Consider the following 19,785-nt stretch of genomic DNA (forward strand, 5'->3'; position numbering starts at 1 on the left):
TCGGAGCGGCCTGACGTCAGCCGCTGCGATCAGGCGGCCGTCGCGCGGGCGGCCTCCCCGATCAGCCGCGCGACGACGTCGGGCCGGGAGACGGTCACGGCGTGCGACGCATCGACCTCGACGGTGTGCGAGTTCGCCCGCTCGGCCATGAACCGCTGGGCCTCGGCCGGGACGGCCAGGTCCTGGAGCGTGACCAGGGTCCAGGACGGGACGGTCCTCCAGGCCGCCTTCGTCGCCTTGTCCGCGAGCGCGTCGCCGGTGATCGGCCGCTGCGTGACGGCCATCAGCTCGGCGACGTCCGCCGGCACGTCGGCGGCGAAGACCGGCCGGAACCTCTCCTGCTCGATGTAGAGGTCGTCGGCGGTCTGCCCGTCGGCACCCTGCACGGGCACCGGGCGCAGCGCCGACCCCAGCTCGTTGCCCGGGAACCTCCCGGCCAGCTCACCGGTGCTCTCCCCCTCGTCGAGCAGGAAGCTGGCGACGAAGACCAGCGCCCTCACCTGCGGGAGCCCCGCGGCCGCCTCGCCCACCACGCTGCCGCCGTACGAGTGGCCGGCCAGGACGACCGGCCCGTCCACGCTCTCCAGGACGTCGCGCAGGAGCGCGGCGTCGCCGTGCAGCGAACGGAGCGGGTTGGCCACCCCGATCACCGGATGGCCGTCCCGCCGGAGCCGGGCGATTACGCCGTTCCAGCTCGACGAGTCGGCGAAGGCCCCGTGGACCAGCACCACCGTGGGCGGGGCGGTGCGGGTCTCGAGCGTGCTGCTGGTCATGGCTCCTCCTCATCGGTCAGGCGGGCGCTCCGACGTCGCCCGTCCGGTGGCACATCTCCTGCGTCCCCCGCCAACACGTCGGGCATCCGATATATTGCATGCAGTACGGACGGGCAGGAAAGGTCCCTTCCGCGCTTCCTCGTTCCGCCTCGTCCCGCCGTCCGTGCGCCCGGTACCGCCAGGAGGTCCACCCGTGCCGATCCCCCCGACGGGCCCCGGGGTCGACCGCGGCCTGCTGCGCGACGACGTCTACCGCCGCCTGCGGGACGCGATCGTCGACGGCACGTTCACCCCCGGTGAGCAGCTCAGGGACCTGGAGCTCGCCGCCTGGCTCGGCGTCAGCCGGACGCCGGTCCGCGAGGCGCTGCTGCGCCTCGCGCACAGCGGGCTGGTCCTGGCCCGGCCGGGCCGGTCGACGGTCGTGAGCCCGCTCGACGTCCGCGCGGTCCGGGACGCCCGGGACGTCGTCGCGGCGATGCACGAGCTCGCCGTCCGGGAGGCCGTCCCCGTCCTCACCGGGGCGGACCTGGCCGCCATGCGCGACGCCAACCGCCGGTTCGCCGCCGCCGTCGACTCCGGGAACGTCGAGTCCGCCCTCCGGATCGACGACGAGCTGCACGGCGTCCTGGTGCGCATCTCCGGCAACCGGGCGCTCGCGACCGTCCTCGAGCAGTTCACGCCCACGGTGCGCCGTGCGGAGCGGTTGCGGTTCGGCTCCCTCCGCGGCCGGGCGTCGGTCACCCGGCACGACGAGCTGATCCGGCTCTGCGCCGCCGGTGACGTCGAGGGCGCGGCCGCCGTCGCGTACGACACCTGGCACAGCCTGCCGAGCGCCGGGACGTGACCGCCGGGCACCGGTCGTCACGGGGCGATGACAAGCTCCCCGACCAGGTCGCCGTCCATCGTGAAGCGGTAGCCGAGCTCGGCGACGCCGCCGGGGAAGTCGCCCTCCAGCCGGTGGGTGGCGACCCAGTGCGCGTCGTCGACGCGCCGGGCACCGACGAGCTCGGTGGTGTAGCTGAACCCGGCGCCGGCCTCGGACAGGAAGCGCCGGATCTCCTCGGTGCCCCGGTGGGTCCTGCCCTCGTCGACGACCACCGCGGTCGGGGTGAAGGCGCGCAGCGCGACGTCGGCCTCCCGGGCCCGGTGCGCGGCGAGGAAGCCGCGGATCGTCGCGGGCAGCTGGTCGGGCCGGATGCCGGTCGGTGTGGTCATGCCCCGACGGTGCACCCTCCCCCTGGGGGAGGGTCGAGCGGTGGCCCCTCCCCCAGGGGGAGGGTGCACAGTGCTCCGGTGCTGGCGATCGGCGAGTTCTCCCGGCTGACCCACCTCAGCGTGCGCACCCTGCGCCGGTACCACGACGCGGGCCTGCTCGAGCCGGCGACCGTGGACGGGGCCACCGGCTACCGCTACTACAGCGCCGACCAGATCCCGACCGCCCAGGTCGTCCACCGCCTGCGCGAGCTCGACGTCCCCCTGTCCGACGTCCAGCGCATCCTGCGCTCCCCCGACCCGGGCGCCCGTGCCGCGCTGGTCTCCGAGCACCTGCGGCGGCTGGAGTCCGAACTGGACCGCACCCGGGCCGCGGTGGCGTCGCTGCGCCGGCTGCTGCGACCGGAGCCGGCCCCGCTCGACGTCGAGGTGCGCGCGGTGCCGGCCACGACCGTGGCCGCGGTCGAGGACGACGTGACGCACGACCAGCTCCTCCCCTGGTACGCCGGCGCCACGGCCGAGCTGGACGCCGTGGTCGTCGAGCCGACCGGCGTCCCCGGAGGGCTGTACGACAACGCGCTCTTCGAGGCCGGCCGCGGGCACGCGCTGGTGTACCGGCCGACGGCCCGGCCACCGCGCAGCGGCCGCGTGCACCCGGTGACCCTGCCGGCCGTCGAGCTGGCCGTCACCACCCACGTCGGCGAGCACCACGACATCGACGTCACCTACGGCGAGCTCGGGACCTGGGTGGTGGCCAACGCCCTCGCGGTGGCCGGGCCGGTGCGGGAGACCTACCTGGCCGGCCTGCGCGACACCCCCGACCCGTCGGCCTGGCGGACCGAGATCGGCTGGCCGGTCTTCCGCGTGGCCCCGCGCTGACGGTCACCCGCGCGGCGTCAGGCCCCGCCGCAGCTCCTCCAGGGCCTGCGCGAGGCCGACCCGGGGCACCCAGCCCCACCTCCGCACGCGGTCGGTGAGCAGCTGCCCGGTCCACACCGGCTCGTCGGTCCACTCCGGGGCGACGCCCAGCGCGTCGGTCACCGTGCCGAGGTAGTCCCGCCACGTCGCGGGCTCCCCGGCGACGATGACCGGGGTCGTGCCGCCCGCCACGGGGCCCCGCTCCGGGTCGTCGGACGTCGCGACGGCACCGGTGGCGACGTCCGCGACGAAGGCCGCCAGGTCCTCGACGTGCACCCAGGGCCAGGTCTGCGACGGGTCGGCCCGGCGGTCCCCGCCGTCGCGGATCCCCCGCGGCCGCAGCGTGTTCCACACCGAGGTCTCACCCGTGCCCAGTATCGCCGGCGGGCGGACCAGCACGGTCGTGAGCCCGCCGACCTGCGCCAGCGCGGCGTCGGCGGCGTTCTTGGTGTCGGGGTAGGCGCCGCTGCCCTCGGGCAGGAGCGGACCGTCCTCGGCGACGTCCCCGACGCCGGCCGAGCGGTCGTAGACCCCGGCCGTGGAGAGGTGCACCAGCCGGGCGACGCCGGAGTCGCGGGCGGCCCGGGCGAGGACCGCCGTGCCCTCGACGCCCACCCGGTGCTGGACCTCCCGCGGCGAGCCCATCGGGTGGACCGTCGTCACGACCGCGTCGGCGCCCCGGGTCACCGCGCGGGCGAGGGACTCGTCGGCGAAGTCGCCGACGTGCTCGGTGACCCCGTCCAGTGCAGGCGCGCCGCCGGCGCGGCGGACCACGGCGCGCACCCGCGCCGACCGCTCGACGAGCGCCCTGCACACCGCGGTGCCCACTAGGCCGTTCGCACCGGTCACCACGACGACGGGAGAGACGGGGGCCACGTCGCCCACCCTGTCAGCGAGCCCACGACGGCGCTCGTCGGTGGGCCCCTCACGACGAGAGGTAGCGGATCACCGCCAGCACCCGGCGGTGGTCGTCGTCGCTGGGCGCCAGGCCGAGCTCGTCGTAGATGTGGGACGTGTGCTGCACGACCGCCCGTTCGGTGATGGACAGGGTCCGGGCGATCGACGCGTTGGTCCGCCCCTCGGACATCAGGGCGAGCACCTGCTGCTGGCGGGGGGTCAGCCGGTCGAGCGCACCGTGGTGCCCCCTGGCGCGGGCGACCATGAGGCTCACGACCTCGGGGTCGAGGACGGTGCCGCCGGAAGCGATGCGGCGGATGTCGCCGGTGAACGTGTCGACGTCGGCGATCCGCTGCTTGAGGAGGTACCCGACGCCCGACGAGCTGTCGCCCAGCAGCTCGACGGCGTAGGCGCGCTGGAGGTGCTGCGACAGCACGAGGACGGCGATCCCGGGGTGCTCCCGGCGGATCCTCACCGCCGCGCGCAGGCCCGCGTCCTTGCGGTCGGGCGGCATCCGGATGTCGGTGACGACGACGTCGGGGGCGTGCTCCTCCGAGCTGCGGACCAGCTCGTGGGCGTCCCCGACCGCGGCGACGACGTCGAACCCGGCCGCCTGCAGCACGTGCGTGAGCCCGGTGCGCAACAGTGCCTCGTCCTCGCCGATCACGACCCGCACGGCAGCTCCACCAGCAGCCGGGTGCCCCCGCCGGCCGGGCTGTCGACGGTGAACCGGCCACCGAGGGCGTCGACACGGTCGGCGAGGCCGCGCAGCCCCACCCCGCCCTCCTGGGTGGCACCGCCGACGCCGTCGTCGGTCACGCCGATGACGAGCCGCGCCGGCGCGTGCTCGAGCGTCACGGTCAGGGTGGCGGCCGCGGCGTGCTTGACCGCGTTCGTCAGCGCCTCCGCGACCACGAAGTAGGCCGTCCTCTCGACCGTCGCCGGCAGGCGCCCGTCGACCTCGGCCACCGCCAGCCGGGTGGGCAGCGGCACGCGGTCGACCAGGTCCTCGATCGCCGCGGTCAGGCCCCGCTCGACGAGGGCGGCCGGCATCAGGGCGTGCACGATCCCCCGGAGGTGCCGGGCGGCACCGTCGATGCCGACACGGAGGCGCGTCGCCGCGCCGGGGAGATCGGCCGCCCCGTCGACGTGCGCCAGCTGCTGTGCCTCCAGGGCGAGCAGGACGAGCTCCACCTGCAGACCGTCGTGCAGGTCCTGGGCGATGCGCTGCCGCGCCCGGTCGCCGGCCTCGACGAGGCGGGCGCGCGACTGCCGGAGGTCGGCGTGGCTGGCGCGCAGCTCGGCCGCCAGCCGGTCGTGCTCGATGGCGAGGGCGGCAACCTGCCCCGCCCCGCGGACCAGCTCGGCGTCGTCGACGACCGTCGGGTCGTAGACGACGGCGCCGATCCGTCGCGACCCGAGCCCGATGTCGACCAGGTCGCGGTGCTCGCCCAGCGCCGACGCGTCGAACGGTGCGCCGCTCCCGTCCACGAGGGTGCGCCCGTCGCGCGAGGCGTGGACGACCTGCAGCGACGGGTCCCCGAGGACCCGCCCGAGGGCCTCGGCGAGCCGCTCCGGGGTGGCGGCGGGCGAGGCCACCCAGGCACCGAGCTCCTGGATCTCGGCGGTCCTCGCGAACCCCCCGCGCAGCATCGCCGCCGCGAGGGCGACGGGCACCCCGGCGAGCAGTCCGATCTGGAGCCCGACCACCTGCACGGGCGAGAGACCGGCGGACGGACCCAGGAGAGGACCCAGCGGCGTCGCCAGGACGGCCAGGATCCCGTAGGCGTACAGCGGCAGCAGGACCCTCCGTCGGCCGGGCGTCGCGGTCCGCAGCCGCCCGGCGAGCACACCCGCCGTCATGAGCATGACGACCATCCCGGCGGCCCGCTGGAGCCAGGTCCCGGCGGAGAGCAGGTCCACCCGGTGGCCGACGGAGAGCACGCCGCCCGGGCTGGCACCCGCGTCGAAGAGGTAGGTCGGGACCTGCAGGACGAGGGACACCACGAAGGCCCCCACCACCGTCAGGCGGGAGGTGCGCGAGCGGAGGCGGCCGGACGGGAAGGCGTGCAGCAGCCAGACGGTCACGGCGAGCGGGGTGGTGGCGAGCACGACACCGACCGCCACCAGGACGGGTGCCCCGGTGTTGGCGAGGGCGGCCACGAACCACGAGAGAGCCCCGATGACCATGATCGGGCCGGTCCGGTTGCTCGGCCGGCGCCGCCACGCCTCGAGGCCCGCGGCCAGGTGGACGAGCCCCCCGGCCGGGAACAGGGCGAGCAGCCACCACCCGGCGCCACCCCGGTCGGCGAACAGGGCGATCTCGACGCCGGCGACGACGGCACCGGACGCGCCGATCAGCGCGAGGCCCACCATCAGCGCCCGGGCCAGCGGCGACCGGACACCGCCCCGATGCGCCACCGGTGCAGCATGGCACCGGCGGCGTGCGCCCGGTGCGGCGTCGCACCGGCCACGACTCCCGCCGGACCCTGTACCCAGGTCCAGGTGAGCGGGCCACCCCGGTCCATTGGCCGGCGGTCGCGACCTCGCCAGGGTCGGCTACGCCCCCGGACCGGCTCCCCTCGGAAGGTCGACCATGACAGTTGCAGAGCGCTCGTGCCGGTCGCGTCGTCCCCGGTCGGCCGGCTCGCTGACCGCCTCGATCGCGGCCACGGCGGCCGCGCTGCTGGTCGTGGCCCCCGCCCCGGCGCACGCGTCGCCCGGGAACGCGACGGCGCCGTCGGGGGTCCCGGCGTACGCCGCGGCCGTGCAGCCCGAACTCGACCGGATCGTGCGGGACCTGGCGGTCACCGGCGCCGTCGTCCTGGTGCGGTCCCCCGAGCTGGGCGACTGGGCCACCACGATGGGCACCCGGACCTGGCACGGCACCGAGCCGGTCTCGCTCGCCGACCACGTCCGGATCGGCAGCAACACCAAGACCTGGACCGCCACGGTGGTCCTGCAGCTGGTCGACGAGGGCAGGATCGGCCTGGACGACCCGGTGTCGCAGTACCGCCCCGACGTGCCCAACGGGGAGGACATCACCATCGCCCAGCTGCTCGACATGACCAGCGGGCTGGCCAACTACACCACCGACCTCACGCTGAACGAGCAGATGGACAGCAACCCCGGCCGGGTGTGGGACCCGGAGGAGCTGCTCGCCATCGGCCTCGCCGAGCCGCCCGCCTTCCCCCCGGGCGAGGGGTTCCTGTACTCGAACACCAACACCGTGCTGCTGGGCCTGATCATCGAGCAGCTCACCGGGGTCCCGGTGGAGCAGGCCTTCCAGGACCGGATCTTCGACCCGCTGGGGCTGGGCGAGACCTCCTTCCCGGCCCGGACCGACGCGTCGATCCCCGAGCCGCACCCGCGGATGTACACCTTCGGCACGAACGTCGAGACGATCGACAGCCTCGTGCTCCCACCCGAGGTCCAGGCCGCGGCCAGCGCCGGGACCCTGGAGCCGATGGACGTGACCGACACCAACCCCTCCTGGGGGTGGACCGCGGGCGCCGGGATCTCCACCGCGGAGGACCTCGCCGACTACGTGGAGGAACTGGTCGACGGGTGCCTGCTCGGCCCGCGGCTGCAGCAGGAGCGGATCGCCAGCGTCCAGCCGGTGGACCCGGACGACCCGGCGAGCCCCGGCTACGGGCTCGGCCTGGCCCGCTTCGGGCCCGTGTACGGGCACACCGGTGAGCTCCCCGGGACCAACTCCTTCATGGGCCACGACCCGGTGCGGGACATCACCGTCGTCACCTGGGCCTCCACCGCCCCCGCACCCAACGGCGAGGGCCCGGCCGTCGAGCTCGCCAGGACGGTGATCGACGAGCTCTACGCCGGCTGACCGGCACCCGGCCGGCCGGGTCCCCACGACGGGGCCCGGCCCCGGGACCCCACCCCGTCCCCTCCACGGGAGGAGCTGTTCCTCGTGCGCCGATGGATGCGACCCGCCGCCCTCGCCCTCGCCCTGCTCGCCGGGGCCGGGACGACCGGCTTCACCGCCACCCCCGAGCACCCGGCGGGGTCCGCTCCCGCCCCGGCCGCGACCCTCGACCCGGACCTCGCCGCACGGATCGACGAACTGGCGCGGGCCGCGCTGACCGACGGCGTCACCGGCGCGGTGGTCGGCATCTCCGACCCGGCCCGTGGGAGCTACCTGCAGGCCTACGGGACCGCGGACACCGCGGGGACCCCGATGACCACCGACGTGCACTACCGCATCGCCAGCGTCACCAAGACCCTCACCGCCCAGGCGGTGCTGCGCCTGGTCGACCAGGGGCGGCTGTCCCTCGACGACCGCCTGGACGAGTACGTCCCCGACATCCCCCACGGGGACGAGATCACGATCCGGGACCTCCTGGGCATGCGCGCCGGTGTGTACGACTTCGTCGCGGACGAGGACTTCCTGGCGCGGTACGCCGCCGATCCGCTCCTGCCGGGGTGGTCCCCCTACGACGCGCTCGAGATCATCCGCGCACACGCCGGCGAGGCCACCCCACCGGGTGGGGCGACCGTGTACTCCAACTCGGAGTACGTGCTGCTCGGGCTGGTCCTCGAGCGGGTCACCGGCCGCTCGGCACAGCAGGTGACCACCTCGGTGATCGAGGAGCTCGGCCTGCCGGAGACGTCGTACCCCACGACCGCGGCCCTGCCCGAGCCGTTCGCCCACGGCTACGTCAACACCGACAGCGAGCTGGCACCGCCGGACCCTGCCGAGGAGCCCCGGGACGTCACGTACAGCAACCCCGAGGTCCCGTTCACCGCCGGCGCGGTCGTCTCCACCGTGGCGGACATGACCCGCTACGCCGAACAGCTGGCGACCGGGGCCGGTCTCACCCCGGAGACCGCCCGGCTGCGCCAGGAGTGGACGCCGCTCACCTCGAGCGGCATCCGGGTGCAGTACGGCCTGGGCGTCCTCCGGCTCGGGGACTGGGTCGGCCACAACGGCTCGGTCTTCGGCTACAGCGACGTGGTCTCCCACCTGCCGGAGCAGGGGGCGAGCGTGGTGGTGATGGTGAACGCGGCCGACGGCGAGGCCGTCCCCGCGACCGACCTCTGGGGCGGGATCGTCAGGCTGCTGTACCCCGACAGCCTGCCGACCTGGTGACCGTCCGGGCGTCGCGGTCCGCCGCGACGACGGAGCACGGACGCCCACCCGACCAGGCCGCCGCACCGCCCCGGCCCCCGCGCGACGACCACCCGCGCGACGACCACCCGCGGCACGCCGTTGCGGCGGCGCGCACGGCACCCTGGCCCCGCACGCCGCCGGGGGCCACACTCCGTGTCCCGCCCTCCTCCTGGAGCTCGCGATGCTGCGGACCCGGATGTGCGACCTGCTCGACATCGCCGTGCCGGTGGTGGTCGCGCCGTTCGGGCCCTGGGACGAGACGGCGCTGGCGGTGGAGGTCTGCCGGGCCGGGGCGCTCGGCAGCCTCGGCACCGCGCTGCGCCGGCCGTCGGAGCTGCGCGCGCAGTGGCAGCGGGTGCGGGAGAGCACCGACCGCCCCTTCGCGGTCAACCACACCGGGCGGCCGTTCGACCCCGAGGCGTTCGCGGCCACGCTCGAGTTCGCCCCCGCGGCGATCAGCTTCCACATGGGCGTCCCCGCCGACCTCGTCGCGCGTGCGCACGACGCCGGGATCCGCTGGATCCAGGCGGTCGGTGACGTCCGGGCCGCGGAGGCCGCGCTGGAGGCCGGTGCCGACGTGCTGGTCGCCCAGGGCACGGAGGCCGGCGGCAACGGCGGGTGGGTCGGCAGCCTGGTCCTCGTGCCGGCCGTCGTCGACCTGGCCGGGGACGTGCCGGTGGTCGCCGCCGGCGGCATCGCCGACGGCCGGGGCCTGGCCGCCGCCCTCGCGCTCGGGGCGCAGGGGGCGAGCCTGGGCACCCGCTTCCTCGCCACTCCCGAGATGGGCGTCGACCAGGAGTGGAAGGACCGGATCGTGGCCGCGGACGCCACCGACGCGGTCAAGGTCCCGCACAGCGAGCGGGTGATGCCCCGGTTCACCCTCCCGCAGATCGGGCAGCCGTACGCGCCCCGGGCGCTGCGGACCGAGCTGGTCTCCCGGCTGGAGCGGGCGCCGGAGACGGTCGACCCGGAGCGCGTGGGGCACGAGCTGCGCGCCCGCGTGCGGGCCGGCGGCGGCCACGACCTGCTGCCGTTCGCCGGGCAGTCGGTCCAGCTCGTCCACGACGTCGTCCCGGCCCGCGAGCTGGTCGCCCGCCTCGTCGCCGAGGCCGAGGAGGCCCTGCGGACGGCGGCGGGGGCGGTCACGGCCGGGCCGGCACCGCGGCCGCGGACCCCGGCACCCCCGGCCGCGCGGGGACCCGTCGACCAGCGGGCGTGAGGGGCGCCGCGACGACGCGGCCCCCCGCCGGGACCGACGCCCCGGCCCAGCGGAGCGAGCGGCGTGCGGTCAGGGGATCCGGTCCGGTATGCGGCGGCCCTCGATGAGCAGGCACACGTGCTGCAGGCCGGCGATCGACGCCGCCTGCAGCAGGGGCAACCGCACGAACACCGCGCCGAGGGGCCCCAGGAACGAGGCGAAGAGCCACACCGAGGTCGCCAGGCACAGCAGGCGCCGGCCGGACCCGCCGCTGTCGACACCGCGCCGGGCGAGGGGCAGGACGCCCAGCCCGAAGGCCGTTCCCAGGACCACCGACAGCAGCGCGGCGCTGCGGGCACCCCCGAGCCAGTCCGCAGGGAGGACGCCCAGCACGGCCGCCGCGATCGCGGCCGACCACCACAGGCGTCCCGCCGGGCGACCGGTTCCGCGGCCCGGCCGCTCGTAGCAGTCCAGCTCGGTGGGCGGGTGCTCGGCGAGCATCCGGGACCGGTCCTCGTAGACCGCCACGGAGGGGTGGTTCCGCCGGACCCGCGCGGTGAGGTCCACCGGCACGGCGCCCGACAGCCAGAGCGCCTCGATCCGGCAGTACTCGGCGCGCAGACCGCGGGTCCCCGCGACGACGTGACCCCAGCAGGCGACCACGGCGAGGACGTGGCGGCTGCGCGGCTGGTCCCCGGCCCACTGCTCCGTGCCGAAGGCGTAGAAGCCGCACGTGCAGTCCGGAGCAGGGCTGGGGTGCGGCGGGCGGTCCCCGTTCAGGCAGCGCGCCTCGTTGGCGCCGTCGTGCCAGGGATCGGTGGAGAACAGCGGGTAGAGGGCACCGTCCGGACCGATCCGGAAGGTGCGCAGCGCTCTGATCTGGCCCACACGTGGCTCGAAGCCACCGTAGGGATCCACCGCTGCTACTTCACGGGCGAGGGATCCCGGGGCGGCTGGGGTCGCTCCGGGGAGACCGGCTCGAGGGGCGGCTCGGGCACGGGCAGGACCTCGATGCGGCGGACTTCCTTGCCGATGTTGCCCACGGCACCAGCGTAGGGATCCACTGCGTGATCGGGACGTCTTCCGTCCCCGCGAGCTCGGGCGGTGCCGGGGGCGGCGCACCGTCCCGTGGGCGTGCCGTCCACTCCGCGCACGGGACCGCTCGTCGCGGGGAGGGCCCGGTGGGAGGATCGGGCGTCGGGGACGGAAGGGGTGGCGCCGTGGCCGGGCAGCAGCCGATCGAGCCGAGCGAGATCTACCGGGCGGACGGCAGCCGGGTGCCCCGGCGCCGTGCGCCGCTGGGCACGGTGCCGGCCGCGGTGCGGTCCCTGCTCCCGGCGCTGTCCCGCGGCACGACCGCCGGGTCACTGGTCACCGCCTCGGCGCTCGCGGTCGCGGCGGCCGTCACCGCACGGGCCGCCGAGGCGGCACGCCACGTGCTGGAGCAGGCGGCTCGGGAGGCGCTGTCGACGCGTCCCACCGGGTCGTGGATCGAGGTCTCCGTCACCCGGATCGAGGTGCGCTGGCCGCGCTGAGCCGTGCCGGGGGCCGTGGAGGACGCGGCAGGCGGCGCCACGGAGGTCCGGCGCCGTCGAGGGCGGGCCCGCGAGCGGCGGGTGTGGACCGGCGTCTCCGGGTGGAGTCGTGTCCCGGCCGGGCGAAGTCCCGTCCCGGGTCGAGCGGACGCGCCGGACTCCCTGGCGCGACCGGGCGACCGGATGTAGCAAGGAGGTCCTGCCGTCGACGAGGGAGCACTCCGATGGCCGACAAGTCGCCCCACGACGACCACGCGACGAAGAGGTCGGGCAAGGCCGTCAAGGCCAAGCGCGACGAGCGCAAGGAGAAGCAGCGGGCCGCCAGGGAGATGGAGCGGCTGATGCGCCCGCGGAAGGCCAAGGCCTGACCGACCTCCGCGGGCGGGACCCCGCCCGCGCCGTCACCGGTCCCCGGGCAGGAGGCCCCGGGTGTGTGGGCGTCCGCTCCAGCACCCGGGGCGCCGCCCTCCACCTCATCCCGGGGCGATGTTCTGGTTGCGCCGGAACAGGTTCGTCGGGTCGTACTGCCGCTTGAGCGCGGTCAGTCGCCGGAGCTTGGCCTCCCCGTAGGCCTGCCTCACCCGGGCCTGCCCCTCCTCCATGAGGAAGTTGACGTAGACGCCGGTGTGGAACGGGGCCAGGGCCGTCCAGTAGTCGCGCGCCCACTGGCGTTGCTCCTCGAAGCCGTCCGGACCGGCGGTGTTGCCGTTGATGTTGAAGGTGAACCCGGCGGACCGGCCGTTGAAGGCGGTGGCGTCGTCCGGGACCCGGGCGACCGCCCCGCCCATCTGCCACAACGCCACGCTGCTGAGCGGCGAGGTGATCCGGCGGCCGAACTCCACGACGACGTCGATCACGTCGTCGCTGAGCCGCGCCACGTCGCAGGAGCGGACGGAGTACCAGCAGCCGTGCCGGAACGAGGGGTCGAACATCTTCTGGTGCGCCACGAACGGCCGGGGCGACACGACGTCCAGCACCGGCGTCCCGAATCCCCGCATCGGCGCCAGGACCCGCTGCCCCTCGTCGACGTCGCCCGCGTAGCAGGCCGCCACCGCCACCACCGGCCGGCCGACCAGCTCCGGCGGGACCACCGGCAGGGCCGGGGCGAGCCGCTGGACGACGATCGTCATCAGCTCCTCGGGACCCTCGGCAACCCAGTCCCGGTAGAAGCGCAGGACCCGCTCGGCGTCGTCCGTCGACCAGAAGGTCGCCCCGGCCATCACCTGCGGCCCCAGGGGGTGCATGCGGAACCGGAAGTCGGTGACCACCCCGAAGTTGCCGCCGCCGCCGCGCAACCCCCAGAACAGGTCCGCGTTCTCGTCCTCGCCGGCCCGGACGACCTCGCCGTCGGCGGTCACCACGTCCGCGGACAGCAGGGAGTCGACGGTGAGGCCGTGGCGGCGCATGACCCAGCCGATGCCACCCCCGAGGGTCAGCCCGGCCAGCCCGGTGTGGGAGACGATGCCGGCCGGCACGACCAGCCCGTGCTCCTGGGTCCGCTCGTCCAGCTCCCCCAGCAGCACCCCCGCCTGGACGGCCGCCACCCGGGAGTCCGGATCCAGCCGGACGCTGTTCATCCGCCGGAGGTCGATCACCAGGCCGCCGTCGCAGGTGGACAGCCCCGGGAAGCTGTGCCCTCCGCTGCGGACGGCGATGGGCAGCTGCTCGTCGCGGCCGAAGCGGATGGCGGCGCGGACGTCGTCCGCGCCCGTGCAGCGGGCGATGACGGCGGGCCGGCCGTCGATCGACCCGTTCCAGAGCCTGCGGTGCTCGTCGTACCCGGCGTCCGCAGCGGTGAGGACCTCGCCCCGCAGCGCGGCACGGAGGCCGGCGACGGCCGTGTCGCTGACCGGGGCGGCCGTGGACCGGACGCCCCCGGGATCCGTCGTGGTGGTCATGAGAGAAGTGTCGGGACGACGGGCGGGCGCGACAGGGACCTAGGTTCCACCCTGCTCCCGGCTCAGCCGGACGGGGTCCAGGACGTCGATGTGGTCCCGGTGCGTGGCGATCACCCCGGCCTCCCGGAGTTCCCTCAGCACCCGCACCACCACCTCACGGACGCTGCCCACCGCATCGGCGAGCGCCTGCTGGCTCACGGGGACGGTCAGCACCGGCCGCGTGCCCCCGGCGGTCCGGGACCCCTGGGACGCCAGGTCCAGGAGGTGCCGGGCGACCCGTTGCCGCACGGTGGTGAAGGCGCTGCCGGGGATCTCGGAGATGAAGCTGAGCGCCCGCTCGGCCATCTCGCGCAGGAGCGCGTCGGCCACCTGCGGGTCCTGGGCGGCGGCGCGGCGCACGACGTCGGGCGACAGACGCAGCACCTCGGAGTCGACCACCGCCTGGATCCCCGCGGGCAGGCGGAAGTCGGCCCCGTACATCGACACGACGCCGACGAGCGCTCCGCGACGGGCGTACCGCACGGTCAGGCTGCGTCCGTCCGGCGCCGTGACGAACACGCGGACGAGACCGTCCACCACCAGTTCCAGCAGCTCGGCCGTCTCGCCCTGCCGGTGGATCACCGAACCGGTCGGCACGCGGACGAGACGCGCCCCCGTGAGCAGCCGCCGCTGGGCGGGGGCGGGGAGGCGGGCGAGCTTCGACGCAGCGAGGGCAGCCAGGACGCCGTCCACCCCCGCACGGTAGGTCCCCGGGGCGGGCGGATCCACGGCCGCCCCGGCCGCCCCGCGCGGGGCGCCCGTCAGGAGCCGGCGGTCAGGCGCCTGCCCATCTGCTCGTGGACGGCCTGGATCGCCTGCAGCGGGCGGATCATCACGCGGAACTCGACGATCCGCCCGGCGTCGTCGCAGCGCACGATGTCGACCCCGTTGACGTACCTGCCCTGCACGCTCGTCTCGAACTCCAGCACCGCGGTGTCGCCCGCGACGACCTGCTTGGTGTACCGGAACGTCCCGTCGGGACCGTCGCCGGCGAGGGCGTCGGCCGCCGCCTGGAGGTACCGCGTGGTGATCGCCCTGCCCTCCTGCGGCGTGAACACCACCGGCGAGTAGAAGACGACGTCGTCGGCGAGCAGCTCGTCCAGGACGTCCGGCGCCTTGCTCTCCATGTAGCGGTGCCAGCGGGCGACGACGTCGTCGATCACGGGGTGCCTCCTCGGCGGCGGGTCAGCGGACCGTGCTCACGGAGCCTGCCGGGGACCGTGCCGGTCCAGCCAGTCGACCATCGCCGCCCGGGTGGCGGCCGACAGCCGGTGCCAGTCGGCCAGCGGGACCCGCGGCACCCCGGCGGCCCGGCAGGCGGCGGCCACCGCGCCGGCCGGCGCCTCGGGGTCCCAGGCGGGGTCGAGCACCACCGCGGGGCGGTCTGCCGTCGTCGCGAGCAGGTCCGCGAGCGTGTACCGGGGCCGGGCGCGCAGCAGCGGCTCCCCGCAGCTCGGGGCGGTGAGCACCATCCCGGCCGGCGGCACGTCCCCCAGGGCGGACAGGTGCAGCGCCACCAGCGCCCCGGTGCCGTAGGCGGCGACCCAGGCCCGGTCGTGCCCGGTGGCCGCCGCGGCGACGGCGGCCACCGCGGCCGCGTCGGCGGTCATCCGGCCCAGCGGGGAGGAGCCCGGCCCGGGGTGCTCGCCGTGCCGCGAGCCGCTGCCGACCGGGTCGTGGCAGGCGACGGCCCAGCGGGCCGCGGCCAGCAGCGCGGGCAGCGGCTCGGCCTGCTCGTACCCGGCCCGCCACCCGGTCGCCGCGCACGGCGGGCCGAGCCAGAGCACCAGCCCGCGGCTCCTGCCCCCGTCCGGCGGGCGCAGGAGGGTGACCGCCACGCCGTCCGGGGTCCGCAGGTCCTCCTCCCCCGCCCAGCCGGCGGCGGTCCCGGCCGGACCGAGCGCGGCGCGGACGGCGGCGCGCAGCTCCTCGCCGCGGACCGGGCGGGGCCCCGGGCGCACCCGGTCGGCCGGCCACGGGACCGGCGTCGGCGCTCCCGGCGCGCGCCCGGGACGGCGGGGTGGGCCGCCGAGCACCGCCTGCGCCCAGTCCAGCTGGGCGGCCACCGCGGACCCGTCGGCCCGGTGCCCGCCCGGGCGCAGCACCAGCTCCAGCGCGTCGGGCCGGCCGAGCAGCGCGTGGGCCTCCCCCGCGGCGTCCACCGCGGCCCGGGCGGCCGGGACGCGCTCGACCGGGTCCTCGACCGCCACCGACACCAGCACCGGGCGCGGGGCGGCCAGCGCGAGCAGCTCGTGCGCGTCGGTGGGCAGCCGGTGCTCCCGCCCGGCGAACCAGCGCAGCCGCGGGTGGAACCAGCCCGGGTAGTGCCGGGTGAGCAGCTCCACCCCCTCGCCGAAGTGCCGGTCGGTGCACAGCCGGGCGGGGATGGCGCCCAGCACGCCGCTGGAGCTGGACACGACGCCGGCGAAGCGGTCGTCGAACGCGGCGGCGAGCAGCGCGGTCTTGCCGTTGCGGCTGTGCCCGCCGACGAGCACCCGGCGGGCGTCGACGCCGGCCTGGTCCTGCAGCGCGTCGAGGACCCGGGACAGCGCCCACGCCCGCCAGGCCAGCCGGCCGGCGACCACCGAGGGGAAGGCCCGCTCCACGTCCTCGGTGTCGTCGTCGCCGTCCGCGGCCGAGACCAGGCAGGCCCCCCACCCGCGGGCCAGCGCCGCTTCCGCCCACGACCCGTGGCCGGACTGCAGGAGGTAGACCGGGACGTCGCGGCGCACGCCCGCCGCGGGCACGGGCAGCAGCAGCCGCGCCCGCACCGACCAGCCCGCGCCGACGACGAGCTCCCGGACCTCCACGCCGCCCGCCGTGCGCACCCGGTCGACGCGGGCGGGCGAGCGGCGGGGTGCGGGCGGGAGGTCCCCGGTCAGCCACCGCCGCCAGCGGGCGCGCAGCACCGCCCGCCGCGCCGGCCACCCGGCGGCACCGGCGCGGCCGCCGGGGAGGCCCTCGACCGGGGACCACAGGCCGGTGCGGGCCGGCAGCCGGGCGAAGTCCGGCGCCGGCTCCCCGCCGGCCGCCCGCCAGGCCTCGAAGGGCCCGCTCGGCGGCAGGACCCCGGCGAGCTCGGCGGTGTAGCGCCGCCGGCGGGCCGCCGCCGAGCGCCCGTCCCGGGACCGGCTCCCCGACACCACCTGCGTCATGCGTCCGCACCGTAGGACCGCCCGGTGTCCTGACGGGTGTCCCCCGTGTCGCGTCGGTGCTGCGCCGGGCCCGCGGGGTTCGGCGGGCCCGGAGCCCGGGCACCAGGGCGGCGTGCGCGTGCTGCTGGTGATCACCGACGAGGACTGGTACGAGGACGCCGGCTACGCGGCCGCGTGGGTGCGGGCGCTGGAGGCGGAGGGCGCGGAGGTCGAGCGGCTGGCCCGGGTGCCGGACGGCTGGCCGGTCACCGGCCCGCCACCGGGCCGCTACGACCTGGCGATCGCGCACGTGCTGGTCGAGGAGGTCGTGGCCTACGCGCCGACCTTCGCCCTGGCCACGCTGCTCGAGGCGGCCGGCGTGCCGCTGCTCAACCCCGTCACCTCCCTGGTCGCCTCCGCCGACAAGCTGGTGACCCACGCCGTGTGGGCGGCCGCCGGCGTGCCGCAGCCGGCCGCGTGGGACCTCGCCCGGGTCCGGGAGTGGCCGATGCCGGGACGGCGGATGGTGCTCAAGCCCTCGCTCGGTGACGGTGCCCGCTACGTCGAGCTGGTGGGCGACCTCGACGCCGCCGGTGCGGTCGAGGCCGGCTGGCGGGAGCACGAGGCGGCCGGCGGGCACCGGCGCGGCACGTCGCTGCTGCAGGAGTGGATCGCCGAGCCGGCGTGCGCGCGGGTCTTCGCCACGCCCACCGCCACCTCGCTGGTCTACGAGAAGTCCCGGGAGGAGGGGGCGCTGGTCACCCACGGCACGGTGTACCCGAAGGTGTACGAGGCGCCGCCGGAGATGGCGCAGCTGGCCTCGCGGATGGTCGCCGCGCTCGGCGGCGGGCTGATGGGCGTGGACGTGCTCGTCGAGCCGGGCGGCCGGCTGCTCGCGCTGGAGGCCAACGCCCCCTTCGGCTTCGACGTCACCGACCCCGAGCAGGGCCGGTGGGTGGCCCGCGCCGCGCTCGCGGTCGCCGAGCGCGCGGCCGCGAACCGCCCGGCGGCGGCCGCGTGAGGCCGGAGGACGGCCTCGACGAGGTGCTGCTGCCCGACGGCTCCGACCGGCCGCACGCCGCCGCGGCGCTGGCCGCCGCCCGCGCGTAGGGCCCGGGCGCGCCGGCCGCCGACGTGGCCCGCGCGGTCGCCGGCATCGGCGTGGAGCACGGCCCCGCCGGCGAGGCGCACCCGTTCACGGTCGACCCGGTGCCGCGGGTGCCCGAGCGGTCCGAGTGGGAGGAGGTGGCCGCGGGCGTCACCCAGCGGCTGCGCGCGCTGGAGGCCGTCGCCGACGCCCACGGTCCGCGTGAGGCGGTGCGGGCCGGGGTGCTGCCGGCCGGGGTGCTCGACACCAACCGCCACCTGGCACCCGGGCTCCCGCCGCCGCGGCGCTGGATCGGTACGGCCGGGCCCGACCTCGTCCGCGGCGCCGACGGGCGGCTCGTCGTCCTGGAGGACGACGTGCGGACCCCGTCGCTGCTGGCCTTCGCGCTGGCCGCGCGGGACCTGGTGGCACCGCGGCCGGGCGTGCAGCCGGGCCCGGCGCCGGTGCGGGAGGCCGCCGTCGCGGCGGCGCGGCGGATGCTCGCCGCCGCCACCGACGTGCCGGACCCGGTCGTGGCCGTGCTCGGTGACGGGCCGCGCAGCTCGGTGCCCTGGGAGATCGACCGGTTCGGGGAGATGGTCGGCGCGCCGGTGGTGCTGACTCGCAGCTCGTCGCCCGCGGGGACGAGCTGCTGCTGCCGGACGGGCGCCGGGTCGACGTCCTGTGGCGGCGCACCAGCGAGGAGCGGCTGACCCGCGACGACGGCCGGCCCACCGAGCTGGGCGAGCTGCTGCTGGGCCCGCTGCGCGCCGGCACGGTGGCGGTGGTCAACGCGTTCGGCACCGGCGTCGCCGACGACGAGCGCACCTTCCCCTCCGTCGAGGACCCGGTCCGGTTCTTCCTCGGTGAGGAGCCGCGGCTGCGCTCCCAGCCCGCCTACGACCTCGGCGACCCGGCGCGGTGCCGGGAGGCGCTGGACCGGCTGCCCGAGCCGGTGCACGAGCCGCGCTCGGGCCCGGGCGGCTGGGGCGTGCCCATCGGCCCGCGCGCGGACGCCGGCCGGCTCGCGCGCGCCCGCGCCGCCGTCCTGGCCGACCCCCGGGGAGTGGATCGCCCAGGAGCCGGTGGCGCTGTCGACCCACCCCACGGTCGTCGACGGCGCGCTCGTGCCGCGGCAGGTGGACTACCGGCCGTACGCCTTCTGCGCCGGCGAGGAGACGACCGTGCTGCCGGGCGGCCTCACCCGGGTGTCCCTGACCGGGGGCGAGCTGGTGGTCGACGCCTCGCGGGCGGCGGCGCCAAGGACACCTGGGTGGTCGGCTGAGCGTCCCCCGGCGCCGGGATGGGCGAGCATGCACCGGTGGGATCCCCCTCCCGCACCCGCCGGGTCGCGGCCGCGGTCGTGGCCGCCGGGTGCACCGCCGCCGTTCCCGTGTCCGGGGAGCTGTCCCCCGGCGCGCTGCTGGCCGTCGGCGGCACCGGCCTGCTGGCGACGGCGGCCGGGCTGGCCGCGCACGCCGGCGCGGCCGCCCCGCGGGTCGGCCGCCGGGCCCTGCCCTGGCTCGCCTGGCTGGCCGCGGCCCTGGCGTGGGAGGCGGTCACCCTCCTCGACCGCGACCTGCCGGCCCTGAGCGACCTCGCCGACCCGCTCCTCGCGCACCCGGCCGCGCGGGCGGCGGCGACCCTGGGCTGGCTGGCGGCCGGAGCCTGGCTGCTGACCCGGCCCGCGGCTCCTCCGGAGCGGTCGTGACCGGCACCGCGGTGTCGGTCACGGCGGTGCTGCTGCTCCTCGCCGCCGGCCTGTCCCTGGAGGTCTCCGCCCGCCGGAGGGGCTCCCCGGCTCCCCTGGCGCAGGCACTCGCTGCGGCGATGCGCACGACCCCCGGCCGGCTGACGGTGCTCCTCGCGTGGGCCTGGCTCGGCGTGCACTTCCTGGCGCGCTGACCGCGCCGTCCGGGCGGCCCGACGGCGGTCGGAGCGAGGGCCGGTCCTGTCACACCCC

21 protein-coding genes and 2 pseudogenes are annotated in these 19,785 nt (G+C 76.8%); 13 read left to right on the forward strand and 10 right to left on the reverse strand.

Going from position 1 to position 19,785, the window contains the following annotated elements:
• Positions 1 to 29: 29 nt before the first annotated feature.
• A complete protein-coding gene (locus ACI8AB_RS18180) occupies positions 30 to 773 on the reverse strand; it encodes an alpha/beta fold hydrolase (RefSeq protein ID WP_456951268.1) in 744 nt (247 codons plus the stop codon).
• 193 nt (positions 774 to 966) lie between these two features.
• Here ACI8AB_RS18180 and ACI8AB_RS18185 point away from each other — a divergent pair, with 193 nt between their 5' ends.
• Positions 967 to 1,617, forward strand: coding sequence for a GntR family transcriptional regulator (locus tag ACI8AB_RS18185; RefSeq protein WP_456951269.1), 651 nt, complete (start codon positions 967 to 969; stop codon positions 1,615 to 1,617).
• Between the two features lie 17 nt (positions 1,618 to 1,634).
• Here the strand turns inward: ACI8AB_RS18185 and ACI8AB_RS18190 are convergent, their stop codons facing one another.
• Positions 1,635 to 1,988: a nuclear transport factor 2 family protein gene (locus tag ACI8AB_RS18190; protein WP_456951270.1), complete on the reverse strand. Its 354-nt coding sequence runs from the start codon at positions 1,986 to 1,988 to the stop codon at positions 1,635 to 1,637.
• 78 nt (positions 1,989 to 2,066) lie between these two features.
• Between ACI8AB_RS18190 and ACI8AB_RS18195 the strand changes: the two genes are divergently transcribed.
• A complete protein-coding gene (locus tag ACI8AB_RS18195; protein ID WP_456951271.1) occupies positions 2,067 to 2,864 on the forward strand; it encodes a MerR family transcriptional regulator in 798 nt (265 codons plus the stop codon).
• Positions 2,865 to 2,867: 3 nt separating this feature from the next.
• On the opposite strand, the gene ACI8AB_RS18200 is transcribed toward ACI8AB_RS18195, so the two are convergent.
• Genes ACI8AB_RS18200 through ACI8AB_RS18210 form a run of 3 tightly spaced genes read right to left on the reverse strand, consistent with a single transcriptional unit; the run spans position 2,868 to position 6,221 of the window.
• Positions 2,868 to 3,779: an NAD-dependent epimerase/dehydratase family protein gene (locus ACI8AB_RS18200; protein ID WP_456951272.1), complete on the reverse strand. Its 912-nt coding sequence runs from the start codon at positions 3,777 to 3,779 to the stop codon at positions 2,868 to 2,870.
• A 49-nt stretch (positions 3,780 to 3,828) separates the two neighbouring features.
• Complete coding sequence (locus ACI8AB_RS18205) at positions 3,829 to 4,476, reverse strand: response regulator transcription factor (RefSeq protein WP_456951273.1); 648 nt, start codon at positions 4,474 to 4,476, stop codon at positions 3,829 to 3,831.
• Complete coding sequence (locus ACI8AB_RS18210; RefSeq protein WP_456951274.1) at positions 4,464 to 6,221, reverse strand: ATP-binding protein; 1,758 nt, start codon at positions 6,219 to 6,221, stop codon at positions 4,464 to 4,466. Before ACI8AB_RS18210 ends, ACI8AB_RS18205 begins: the two co-directional genes overlap by 13 nt.
• Positions 6,222 to 6,396: 175 nt before the next feature.
• On the opposite strand from ACI8AB_RS18210, the gene ACI8AB_RS18215 reads away from it, so the two are divergent.
• The 3 genes from ACI8AB_RS18215 to ACI8AB_RS18225 all read left to right on the forward strand — a co-directional run bounded on the left by ACI8AB_RS18215 (position 6,397) and on the right by ACI8AB_RS18225 (position 10,150).
• On the forward strand, positions 6,397 to 7,647 hold the full coding sequence (locus tag ACI8AB_RS18215; protein WP_456951275.1) for a serine hydrolase domain-containing protein: 1,251 nt from the start codon (positions 6,397 to 6,399) through the stop codon (positions 7,645 to 7,647).
• A gap of 84 nt (positions 7,648 to 7,731) precedes the next feature.
• Positions 7,732 to 8,910, forward strand: a complete 1,179-nt coding sequence (locus tag ACI8AB_RS18220; RefSeq protein WP_456951276.1) for a serine hydrolase domain-containing protein — start codon at positions 7,732 to 7,734, stop codon at positions 8,908 to 8,910.
• A gap of 202 nt (positions 8,911 to 9,112) precedes the next feature.
• Positions 9,113 to 10,150, forward strand: a complete 1,038-nt coding sequence (locus ACI8AB_RS18225) for an NAD(P)H-dependent flavin oxidoreductase (RefSeq protein ID WP_456951277.1) — start codon at positions 9,113 to 9,115, stop codon at positions 10,148 to 10,150.
• A gap of 69 nt (positions 10,151 to 10,219) precedes the next feature.
• Here ACI8AB_RS18225 and ACI8AB_RS18230 read toward each other — a convergent pair whose 3' ends face one another.
• Positions 10,220 to 11,017 (reverse strand): hypothetical protein, encoded by a 798-nt coding sequence (locus tag ACI8AB_RS18230; RefSeq protein WP_456951278.1) that lies wholly within the window; start codon positions 11,015 to 11,017, stop codon positions 10,220 to 10,222.
• A 332-nt stretch (positions 11,018 to 11,349) separates the two neighbouring features.
• On the opposite strand from ACI8AB_RS18230, the gene ACI8AB_RS18235 reads away from it, so the two are divergent.
• Both ACI8AB_RS18235 and ACI8AB_RS18240 read left to right on the forward strand, forming a co-directional pair.
• Positions 11,350 to 11,664, forward strand: coding sequence for a hypothetical protein (locus ACI8AB_RS18235; protein WP_387989453.1), 315 nt, complete (start codon positions 11,350 to 11,352; stop codon positions 11,662 to 11,664).
• Positions 11,665 to 11,888: 224 nt separating this feature from the next.
• Positions 11,889 to 12,032: a hypothetical protein gene (locus ACI8AB_RS18240; RefSeq protein WP_387989450.1), complete on the forward strand. Its 144-nt coding sequence runs from the start codon at positions 11,889 to 11,891 to the stop codon at positions 12,030 to 12,032.
• A gap of 105 nt (positions 12,033 to 12,137) precedes the next feature.
• On the opposite strand, the gene ACI8AB_RS18245 is transcribed toward ACI8AB_RS18240, so the two are convergent.
• The 4 genes from ACI8AB_RS18245 to ACI8AB_RS18260 form a co-directional block, all read right to left on the reverse strand.
• Positions 12,138 to 13,562, reverse strand: a complete 1,425-nt coding sequence (locus ACI8AB_RS18245; RefSeq protein ID WP_456951279.1) for an FAD-binding oxidoreductase — start codon at positions 13,560 to 13,562, stop codon at positions 12,138 to 12,140.
• Positions 13,563 to 13,601: 39 nt separating this feature from the next.
• Positions 13,602 to 14,294, reverse strand: a complete 693-nt coding sequence (locus tag ACI8AB_RS18250) for a Crp/Fnr family transcriptional regulator (RefSeq protein WP_456951280.1) — start codon at positions 14,292 to 14,294, stop codon at positions 13,602 to 13,604.
• 68 nt (positions 14,295 to 14,362) lie between these two features.
• The gene (locus ACI8AB_RS18255; RefSeq protein ID WP_456951281.1) at positions 14,363 to 14,764 is read right to left on the reverse strand and encodes a nuclear transport factor 2 family protein; all 402 of its coding nucleotides are present in this window, start codon (positions 14,762 to 14,764) and stop codon (positions 14,363 to 14,365) included.
• A gap of 36 nt (positions 14,765 to 14,800) precedes the next feature.
• Positions 14,801 to 16,756: a glucuronyl esterase domain-containing protein gene (locus ACI8AB_RS18260; RefSeq protein WP_456951282.1), complete on the reverse strand. Its 1,956-nt coding sequence runs from the start codon at positions 16,754 to 16,756 to the stop codon at positions 14,801 to 14,803.
• 112 nt (positions 16,757 to 16,868) lie between these two features.
• On the opposite strand from ACI8AB_RS18260, the gene ACI8AB_RS18265 reads away from it, so the two are divergent.
• The 6 genes and pseudogenes from ACI8AB_RS18265 (at position 16,869) to ACI8AB_RS18290 (ending at position 19,727) form a co-directional block, all read left to right on the forward strand.
• A complete protein-coding gene (locus ACI8AB_RS18265; RefSeq protein WP_456951283.1) occupies positions 16,869 to 17,756 on the forward strand; it encodes an ATP-grasp domain-containing protein in 888 nt (295 codons plus the stop codon).
• A gap of 113 nt (positions 17,757 to 17,869) precedes the next feature.
• Entirely contained in the window at positions 17,870 to 18,535 is a 666-nt protein-coding gene (locus ACI8AB_RS18270; protein ID WP_456951284.1) for a circularly permuted type 2 ATP-grasp protein, read from the forward strand.
• Positions 18,532 to 18,822: pseudogene (locus ACI8AB_RS18275) on the forward strand (circularly permuted type 2 ATP-grasp protein); the annotation flags it as partial. The gene ACI8AB_RS18270 and the pseudogene ACI8AB_RS18275, both read left to right, overlap by 4 nt.
• A 67-nt stretch (positions 18,823 to 18,889) precedes the next feature.
• Positions 18,890 to 19,024 (forward strand): annotated as a pseudogene (locus tag ACI8AB_RS18280) (circularly permuted type 2 ATP-grasp protein); the annotation flags it as partial.
• Between the two features lie 119 nt (positions 19,025 to 19,143).
• Positions 19,144 to 19,533 (forward strand): hypothetical protein, encoded by a 390-nt coding sequence (locus ACI8AB_RS18285; RefSeq protein WP_456951285.1) that lies wholly within the window; start codon positions 19,144 to 19,146, stop codon positions 19,531 to 19,533.
• Complete coding sequence (locus ACI8AB_RS18290) at positions 19,530 to 19,727, forward strand: DUF6186 family protein (RefSeq protein ID WP_456951286.1); 198 nt, start codon at positions 19,530 to 19,532, stop codon at positions 19,725 to 19,727. Before ACI8AB_RS18285 ends, ACI8AB_RS18290 begins: the two co-directional genes overlap by 4 nt.
• The last annotated feature ends 58 nt before the right edge of the window (positions 19,728 to 19,785 follow it).

This window comes from Geodermatophilus sp. SYSU D00698 (genome assembly GCF_054050335.1).